Origin of the sequence: Xenorhabdus griffiniae (assembly GCF_015163655.1) — a bacterium.
Classification (GTDB): Bacteria; Pseudomonadota; Gammaproteobacteria; order Enterobacterales; family Enterobacteriaceae; genus Xenorhabdus; species Xenorhabdus griffiniae.
The window spans coordinates 1-8,870 of the sequence record NZ_JADEUF010000136.1 but is presented as its reverse complement, the minus strand read 5'-3'; the positions used below and the strand labels follow the sequence as shown (position 1 = coordinate 8,870).

Here is an 8,870-nt window from a genome sequence, read left to right as displayed (position 1 = left end):
CATACTTGACGTGCAGGCATAGCAGTGACCCTATTGACTTGGTGGAACAATCAGTAGATCACACAACGCTATGCTTGTCTATTTTCTGGGGATTCCTCAGCGCTTCGCGGGGAAATATAACACGCATCTTGAAGTTGAATTAGTCTATATAAATAAGAATATAAAAATATAATCCTATAATAAACCTACTTTATTGTTGGCTATAACAACAGAAAAAGCTAAATTTTAATGGTCTTAAATAAAATACATTCCATAAGATATTTTATTGATTCATGCAAAAATAACGTGCAGAATATAGCCTAATTATTCTGTAGCGTGATAAATAGTACAGCAAAAATCACCATCGATACAGAAAAACACAGTGAGCTGGCATAGATAATACCCTAACCGGCCCTATATTCTCCCATGATGGCAATTTTTATATCTTCAATGCAAAATTGAAATATATATTCAAAATATTGATAATATTAGACTTTATCATTTTTTAAATTTTCATTTTTTTTGTAATTGTGATATTAATCCCTTTTCTTTAATTCGCTTATTGCGATTTATGTTCAATTTTATGAATATAAATGGGAATGGATAAGAACTTGTAATGATGAGTCAAACATTCATTAAGAAAGAGGGGATCGCGCAGTCATTTCTGGCTCGTTATCTCCTCTCTGAACAATGCGGTAATCGCCTGAAAACCATAGAAGTATTGGCTAAAGAATGTGGATTGTCCGTGGGTTTGATGCAAGCAGCATTAAAATCTCTTGAACAGGCGCAGGTGGTTGGAATTAAGCGTCGTGGTCGTAGTGGTAGCTTTCTTGCACAGATAAACCACAAATTACTGTTGCAGTATGCCGATATTGGCAATGTGGTTTGTGCGATGCCACTCCCATATACCCGTGCTTATGAAGGGCTGGCCAGTGGTTTAAAAGCATTGTGTGCAAGTGTTCCCTTTTACTTCGCGCACATGCGTGGCTCAGATATCCGCATTGAATGTTTACTGAGTGGTGTTTACGATTTAGCGGTCACATCAAGACTTGCCGCAGAACAGCACCCAGATAATAAAGATCTATATATTGCGCTTTCACTAGGGACACAAAGTTATACAGACAGGCATCGGTTAATCTTTCGCACTGGCGAAATGGAATCAATTCGTCGCGTTGGGTTAGATAGCACCTCAGCAGACCAAAAAATAATGACAAAGCAATACTTTGCTGACAAAGAGATTGAATTGGTCGAGGTTTCCTATCATGAATGCCTAAATCAAATCATAAAAGGCTACATTGATGCGGCCATCTGGAACGTTGGACAAGGCCATGAACTCATAACACAAGGTCTGATGACCCAACTCCCTGACAGCAGTGAGTGTTTTATCAAGGCTTCTGAAGCCGTTATCCTCACCCGCAAGGATAATATTCCTATCCAGCAACTCCTGCATACTATGGTTGATCGGGATCTATTGCTAACCCATCAACAAAACGTAGTAACAGGCATCATCGAACCCGTTTATTGAACCAAATAAGCGGCTGGTTAACACCTGTGTATAACAAAAAACAATGATAGAACAACGGCTAACTATCCTGCTACAAGGTGATGTTATCGATCAAGATATCCACGATAACATGCTGGAAGTTGTGCATGTTCTGGAAGATATCTGGCACATCCCTATCCGTCATCCGCAAGGCGAAATGGCGCTTACCCATATGGCAAGTGCTTTCATGCGCTCACGCCGTGGTGAAGTGGTCGCTCCATTGGATAAAGAAATATTGGCAACACTCGAGCAATCTGAATACTACAATCAATTACTCACAATTCATTACTCCCTAATTGCAAAATTTACCGTAGCCTTACATCCCAACGAGGAAGGCTATCTGTTGGCAAATTTATATGGTTTAATATTTTCACGCGAAAGAGGTTAGTTTTTGATTCCCATAAAAATATTCAAAAAAATGAAAATTAATCTGTAAAAATGTTGATTTCACACAGCTTTGCTGCTTTTTAGCGATAAAGGGAGCCCTATGTTTATTGAGGCATTAAAAAAACAGAACCCCAAATTGATTGAAGTTGCAAAAGACCTTTGGCAACAAGGTGCAATCTTGCCAGATACCTACATCATCGATGTCGATCAGGTTTTGGACAATGGTCAGCGCTTACTGCAAGCCGCGGCGCAATATGACATTGAGCTCTATTTGATGACCAAACAAATTGGGCGTAATCCATGGCTGACCCAAAAATTGATTGACCTCGGTTATCGCGGTGTCGTGGCTGTCGATTTCAGGGAAGCTTATAGCCTGAGCCAGCATGGTATTCCACTGTGCCACATCGGTCATTTGGTACAGACCCCAACCCATTTAATAGAAACCATGCTCAAGCATAGTCCAAGTATCATTACTGTATTTTCCCTTGAAAAAGCCCAAGCTATTTCAGATATTGCGGAGAAATTGGGACGAATTCAGCCCATCATGCTAAAAATATTTGATAAACGAGATATCGCCTTCTCCGGCCAAGAAGCCGGTATCACCTTTAACGAATTAGATACCGTTGTCGATGCCTTAAAACACATGCCAGGCATAAAATTGAGCGGTCTGACGCATTTTCCTTGTCTGGCATGGGATCCCCGCTATCAGATAACCTTACCCACCACCAATTTGCTCACCCTCATTCGGGCACGAAACCGACTGGAACAACTCGGCATTAAACTTTCGCAAATTAATGCTCCGGCAGCCTCAAGCTGTAACACCATACCATTACTGGCCAAATACGGCGCCACCCACCTGGAACCAGGCCATGCCCTGACCGGAACCATCCCCGCCAACTTCAGTGGCTGCGAGCCGGAACACATTGCAATGGTCTATCTCACAGAAATTTCCCATCACCATGATGGTCATAGTTACTGCTACGGTGGCGGTTATTACAAACGCGGGAATATGAAACATGCATTGGTTCTTCCTGAACGTACCATCCCTCCTGGCATCACCCTGGCTAAAAAAGTACGCATACTACGTCTGGGTGAACCCTGCATTGACTACCACCTCCCGTTAGCAGGCATTCACCCTATTGGTAGCCCAGTGATCATGTGTTTTCGCCCTCAGATTTTCACAACGCGCAGCGATGTTGCCTTGGTTTCAGGTATTCAATCCGGCTCTCCAAAACTTGAAGGGATTTATGACAGTCAAGGAAACTGGAAAAATAGTGGTTATTCTAACTAATCCCCCAACAAGGGTATTACAAATAAGATCATTCCATCATTAAATAATATTATTTTCGCTATAACGGAATTACCGCATGATCCGACCGTTTGGCAACAAAGGCAAATAACTTGATTGATGTTTCAGGCTATACCTATGTACATGAACACTTGCATATCGATCTCTCTGATGTGAAAGGAAACCTGGATTGTCGATTAGATCAATACGATCTGATCGCAGGAGAACTTCGTCACCTCTACAGCCTTGGGGTGAGAAACATCGTGGAGATGACCAATCGTTACATGGGCCGCAACGCCGCTTTTCTGCTGGATCTGATGCGTGATACCCGTATCAATATCATTGCTTCGACGGGCTACTATAAACAACCTTTCTTCCCTCCTCATTTCAGAGAGTTAAGTGTACAGGCTATCGCCGATGACATGATCGCTGAAATTGACATTGGCATTGATGGCACCGCATTAAAAGCAGGGGTAATTGCAGAAATTGGTTCTAGTCTCGATCAAATCACACAAGATGAGCAAAAGGTGTTTATCGCTGCGGCATTGGCACACCAGGCTACAGGCTGTCCTATTTCCACCCACACCACATTAAGCACAATGGGACGTGAGCAATTGGCGCTGTTAATGGAGATTGGCGTTTCCCCTGAATATGTGGCTATCGGTCATTGTGATCTGAGGGATAATCTGGACACCATTATTCCACTGCTAGAGGCCGGAGCATGGGTACAATTCGATACAATCGGCAAGAATAATTACTATCCCGACAGCCGACGCATTACCATGTTGCAAGAGGTTGCCAAGCGTGGACTGCTTGATCGGATCATGCTTTCCCAAGATATCACGCGTCGATCTCATTTGAAAAACAATGGGGGAAATGGCTTCGATTACTTGCTAACCGTATTCGTTCCCATGTTGCTGGAAGCCGGTTTTTGTCAAAAACAGATAGACCAAATGCTGCGTGATAATCCTGCACAATTTTTCCAAGGCAAGAAAAAATAAACTTACAAAACATAAAGTTAAATTAAGCCAATTCTAAAAACATAGCTTTTTCAAAAAGCAATCCGATATGAAGATACAAAGAGAGGGATAACAACATGAGATTTGTCGTTGGTGGACAAATAGAGAAACAGGCAATAGCCGAAAGTATTCGTCAATTGGCAGGCAATAAAGCCACCGCTATTACCATCATGAATGATATTGACGCGGCGATGGCAATTAAAAATGGCGAAGCGGATTACTATTTTGGCGCGTGTAATACGGGTGGAGGAGGTGCGCTGGCAATGGCAATTGCGCTTATTGGACTAAGTCAATGTGCCACCGTCGGAATGCCAGGAAAAATCTTGTCCAATGACGAGATTATCGCCCATGTGAAAGCCGGTAAGAAAGCATTTGGTTTTACCGGTCAGGATATTGATATCGTCCTGCCTGTGATCATTAATACCATCATCTCACTGTAAGGAGGCAATCGTGCAACATTTTCATGATTTCCTACTGAGATTGATGGAGGTCGATCCTTTTAAGGCAGGGTTATTGGCAACCATTGGCGCCATTGCCGCTATGATGGCAAACCGTGGTATCGCTGTTTTTCACGATGGCCTACGCCCACTGTTGCCGGAATACCTTGAAGGTCGCATGAGCCGCAAAGCGCTTGCCGCAACCAGTTTCGCCCTGAGCATTGGTTTGGTTGTCGGTTTTGGCATTCCCTTTTCACTCACGGCCCCCATTGTCTTGGTTCACAGCCTGTTACTCGGTACAGACATGATCGGGATTTGGTGTGCCAATAGCCGGAGAGGTTTTATCGCCTCTGGTATCATTGGTGCCTTATATGCCATCGCATTGCTGGCTGGGCTACGTTCGGTGGTGGAACTGTTTGCCATGTTGCCTGTTAATTTCACCAATGACCTCAAGAAAGTAGGCGATCCGATTGTGGCCTGTTTCGCCCTGTTTCCTGCGATGGTCGTCGGCTATCAATACGGCTATCGCAAAGGGCTTTTGGTCATGTTCACCGCACTGGTCGGCTATCTGGCAACCAAGGCTATTGGCCCGTTGAGCTTTGGGGGAATGATCGAAAAACCCGTCAGCATTGATCCTAACGGCGCGGCACTATTGCTGTCGATGATTGCCATGTTCTACTTTGCCATGCGTGAACGTCCAACGCAGACAGCGGAGCAAAAAGGGGCCAACGAAGTCTTAGTCGGTCTGTTTTCCACCCGTATAGAACGTATCCAGAAAAATAAATGGCTGCTAATCCTGTGTGGCGGCTTGACTGCCAGTGCTGCGACCATGTCTTTTAGCCTGCTGGCGGAAGGGCCTGTTTCCCTACAACTCATGGCCCAAGGTGAACAGACCAATGCATTGCTGGTAGCACTGGCACGTGCCATCAGCTTCATCCCCTTAGTGGGTACGACAGCTATAGCCACAGGCGTTTATAGCCCAAATGGCATGAAATTTGTGTTTGTGGCAGGGCTGGCAACCAACAATCCGTGGATTGCCTTTGTCGCAGGCGGCATCACCATGTTCATTGAAATCCAGCTACTGGCAAAAATCGCTATCTGGTTGGATAAGTATCCTGGGGTGAAAGCATGCAGCGGACATATTCGTACCGCGATCACCAAAATGCTCGAAGTTGCCTTGTTGGTTGGTGCGATGATTGCCGCCAACGCGATTTTGCCGGGCATGGGTTTTATGATCGTGGCGGGTATCTATCTGCTTAACCGTACATCCAAACGTCCTTTAGTGGAAATGGCTATCGGCCCAATTGCAACAATCATTGTGGGTATACTGGCAAACTTGCTGTTTCTGCTGGGAATAAAATAAGAAAATGAAAACCTATCCATTGCAAAGCATGACGATGGCACAAGCGCAACAGCAACAATTCAGGCTGGTTGATATTATCTGTCGCCATTTTCCTGGTGCTGATTTTCTTTCGCAAGGCGATCTGGGGTTAGTCCCAGATCTCCACCAACCACGGATGACTCGACGCATTGAAGCGGTGATTGCGGAGTTTTTCGGCGCTGAAACAGCCGCTTTTGTCAATGGAGCAGGAACGGGTGCATTACGCGCGGGACTGGCCGCGTTGGTCAGTCCCAATTCAACGTTACTTGTACATCATGCACCGATTTATCCCACAACCCAGGCATCAATTGAACAAATGGGGCTTCGTGTCGTACAGGCAGATTTCAACCACACAGAGCAAATTGTGGCCGCTATTGAGCAATTTTCCCCCGCTGCCAGCCTTATTCAACATACACGCCAGAAAATATCTGACCGCTACTGCCTGCAAGAGGTCATCAGCACCCTGAATCAATATGACATTCCTTCATTAGTCGATGATAACTACGCGGCAATGAAAGTAGCACATATCGGTTGTCAATATGGCGCAACCCTTTCCACGTTCTCTTGCTTCAAATTATTGGGACCACAAGGCGTTGGGTTAATTGTAGGAAAGCAGGCAATCATTGATAATCTACGCCACAGCATGTACTCCGGTGGCTGCCAGATACAAGGTTATCAGGCAATGGAAGCCCTGCGAGGTATGGTATTCGCACCGGTTATGCACGCAGTACAGGCCGAAGTGAATAACGAACTGGTGACGCGCTTGAACCAAGGGGAATTGCCACAGGTAAAACAAGCCTTTCTCGCCAATGCACAATCAAAAGTGTTACTGGTCGAATTTCACGATCCCATTGCAGAAAGAGTGCTCGCCATAGCTCCCACACTCGGTGCGCTACCTTATCCGGTAGGTGCAGAGTCAAAGTTCGAAATTCCGCCCCTGTTTTACCGCATTTCCGGCACTTTCCGTCAAGCAGATCCCACTCTGGAACAACGCATGATCCGCATCAATCCCAACCGTAGCGGTGCAAATACCGTCATGCGCATATTACGGGAAAGCTGCCAGTTGAAATCCAAAGGCACAGCTCCCTAAATCGTCTTTCAAGATGCATCTTATATCTCCCCGTGTAGCGGAGGGATATAAACAATCACAGTGATTTGCAAGCTGCAACTTAATATTTAATGCGTATACCCATCTCACTTCAATATGCATATTGTTTCTCCCCGCAAAGCAGGAGAAACAACGAATTATGTTGTTTTATAATGAGCAACTTGAAAGGTAACGCGTATATACATTCAAAAAATATTAGACGTACTTAGATAAATATTACTTGACCTCAAGTTATCTTGAGGTTTTATAGTGCATCCACTAACCAGGGAAAATAAATAATCAGGATGCGCTTGGTTTCTTTGGTAAATCATTTGCATCCTCTCTATTTAAAAATATACCCGTCTAACTTCAAGATGCGTGTGATTTCATATCGTGTTGTAACTTGAAGTTTAATGCGTATATAAAAATAATTATAAAATAAAAATACATATACCCAATGAATTTCAATTTATTTAAAAACTTGAATAAGGGGAATAATAATGTCATTGGAAATGGTTACTGCCTATCGCAAATCGAATGCACTATTTGCTTTTGTAGATAGTAAAGCACCATTATATTTAAGTACCCAAGATGGTAAAACCGTGGAACAAATTGCTCAGCTATGTCATGTTTATCAAGACAGATTCCATAGGTTATTGAATTATATGCAATCACTTAATGTATTAACCAAAAAAGATGATAAATTTTACCTTACTGAACAATGGGCATCACTCAGTGATCCAAACAGCTTTGAAACATTATATATAAAGTTCGAATTAGATCCTGCCTTCTGGAATGCTTGGTCACAATACAGTGCCTCCTTAAGTAAAACGAATAAAAAATCTGCTTTTGAACTTACCCATCATGAGCCATTTTTTGATTATCTCAGTCATGAAAAAAATAAAACTATCAAAACAGTTTTTGATAATTTATTGGCAAAAATGACCGATAAGATGAATGAACATATTATTGAACATATTCCTCTAAATGGCATTTCTTCATTGATTGATATCGGGGGTGGGGTGGGTTCTTTGGCAAAAAGTATAAAAATGCACTATCCACATATCCAATGCCATGTCATGGATCAATATGATTTTATCAGGCAAGAATCAGAAGGGATTACTTTTATCAATGGTAATTTCTTTTCTGCTATTCCAGCAGGATATGATGCCTACAGCATAAAAAATGTTTTAGATGATTGGCCAGACAATCAAGCTATTGATATTCTCAAAAATTGCCATAAAGCCATGCGGGAAGATTCCGTTTTATATGTTATCGATATGATTAAAGAGCCAAATGAAGCAGTGTCATTTGATTTATATATAGATACTCTTCTGTTAGGCAAGAAACGATATCAATCAGAATTTGAATTTATGGCAAAACAAGCGAGTCTCTCTATCACAAATATCTACAGCATGGATTTTGCCACGGAAAATGGTAACTACTACATTATCGAAATGAAAAAATGAATTTATATGCATTAAACTTCAAATTGCAATTTACAACACGATATGAAACCCGATCTCTCCCCGCTTCGCGGGGAGAGATCACACGTATCTTGAAGTGAGATTGCTATATACGCATTAAACTTCAAGTTGCAGCTTGCAACTCACTGTGATTGTTTATATCTCCTCGCTACGCGCTGAGGGATCCCCACAAAACGGTGCTAATAAATCAAAACCATATTTTGGTAGATTTTGGCGAGGTATTTGAGGAGTTGATTAAGAACTATTTCAAATAATATTAGCG

At 42.8% G+C, this 8,870-nt stretch carries 8 protein-coding genes; all 8 read left to right on the top strand.

Annotated elements, in window-relative coordinates; translation table 11 throughout:
- The first annotated feature begins 595 nt into the window (after window positions 1-595).
- The 8 genes from yhfZ to IQ211_RS16630 all read left to right on the top strand — a co-directional run bounded on the left by yhfZ (window position 596) and on the right by IQ211_RS16630 (window position 8,590).
- On the top strand, window positions 596-1,504 hold the full coding sequence (gene yhfZ / locus IQ211_RS16665; RefSeq protein ID WP_189761015.1) for a GntR family transcriptional regulator YhfZ: 909 nt from the start codon (window positions 596-598) through the stop codon (window positions 1,502-1,504).
- A gap of 43 nt (window positions 1,505-1,547) precedes the next feature.
- Window positions 1,548-1,910, top strand: a complete 363-nt coding sequence (locus IQ211_RS16660; RefSeq protein ID WP_189761016.1) for a PRD domain-containing protein — start codon at window positions 1,548-1,550, stop codon at window positions 1,908-1,910.
- Between the two features lie 99 nt (window positions 1,911-2,009).
- Window positions 2,010-3,200 (top strand): YhfX family PLP-dependent enzyme, encoded by a 1,191-nt coding sequence (locus tag IQ211_RS16655; protein ID WP_189761017.1) that lies wholly within the window; start codon window positions 2,010-2,012, stop codon window positions 3,198-3,200.
- Between the two features lie 89 nt (window positions 3,201-3,289).
- On the top strand, window positions 3,290-4,198 hold the full coding sequence (locus IQ211_RS16650) for a phosphotriesterase-related protein (RefSeq protein WP_189761018.1): 909 nt from the start codon (window positions 3,290-3,292) through the stop codon (window positions 4,196-4,198).
- 95 nt (window positions 4,199-4,293) lie between these two features.
- Window positions 4,294-4,656, top strand: coding sequence for a DUF2620 domain-containing protein (locus IQ211_RS16645; RefSeq protein WP_189761019.1), 363 nt, complete (start codon window positions 4,294-4,296; stop codon window positions 4,654-4,656).
- Between the two features lie 10 nt (window positions 4,657-4,666).
- Window positions 4,667-6,016 carry a YhfT family protein gene (locus tag IQ211_RS16640; RefSeq protein ID WP_282885548.1) on the top strand — a complete coding sequence of 450 codons (1,350 nt, stop codon included), beginning with the start codon at window positions 4,667-4,669 and terminating at the stop codon, window positions 6,014-6,016.
- A gap of 4 nt (window positions 6,017-6,020) precedes the next feature.
- Window positions 6,021-7,124: an aminotransferase class V-fold PLP-dependent enzyme gene (locus tag IQ211_RS16635; protein ID WP_189761020.1), complete on the top strand. Its 1,104-nt coding sequence runs from the start codon at window positions 6,021-6,023 to the stop codon at window positions 7,122-7,124.
- Window positions 7,125-7,621: 497 nt separating this feature from the next.
- On the top strand, window positions 7,622-8,590 hold the full coding sequence (locus IQ211_RS16630; protein ID WP_189761021.1) for a methyltransferase: 969 nt from the start codon (window positions 7,622-7,624) through the stop codon (window positions 8,588-8,590).
- The last annotated feature ends 280 nt before the right edge of the window (window positions 8,591-8,870 follow it).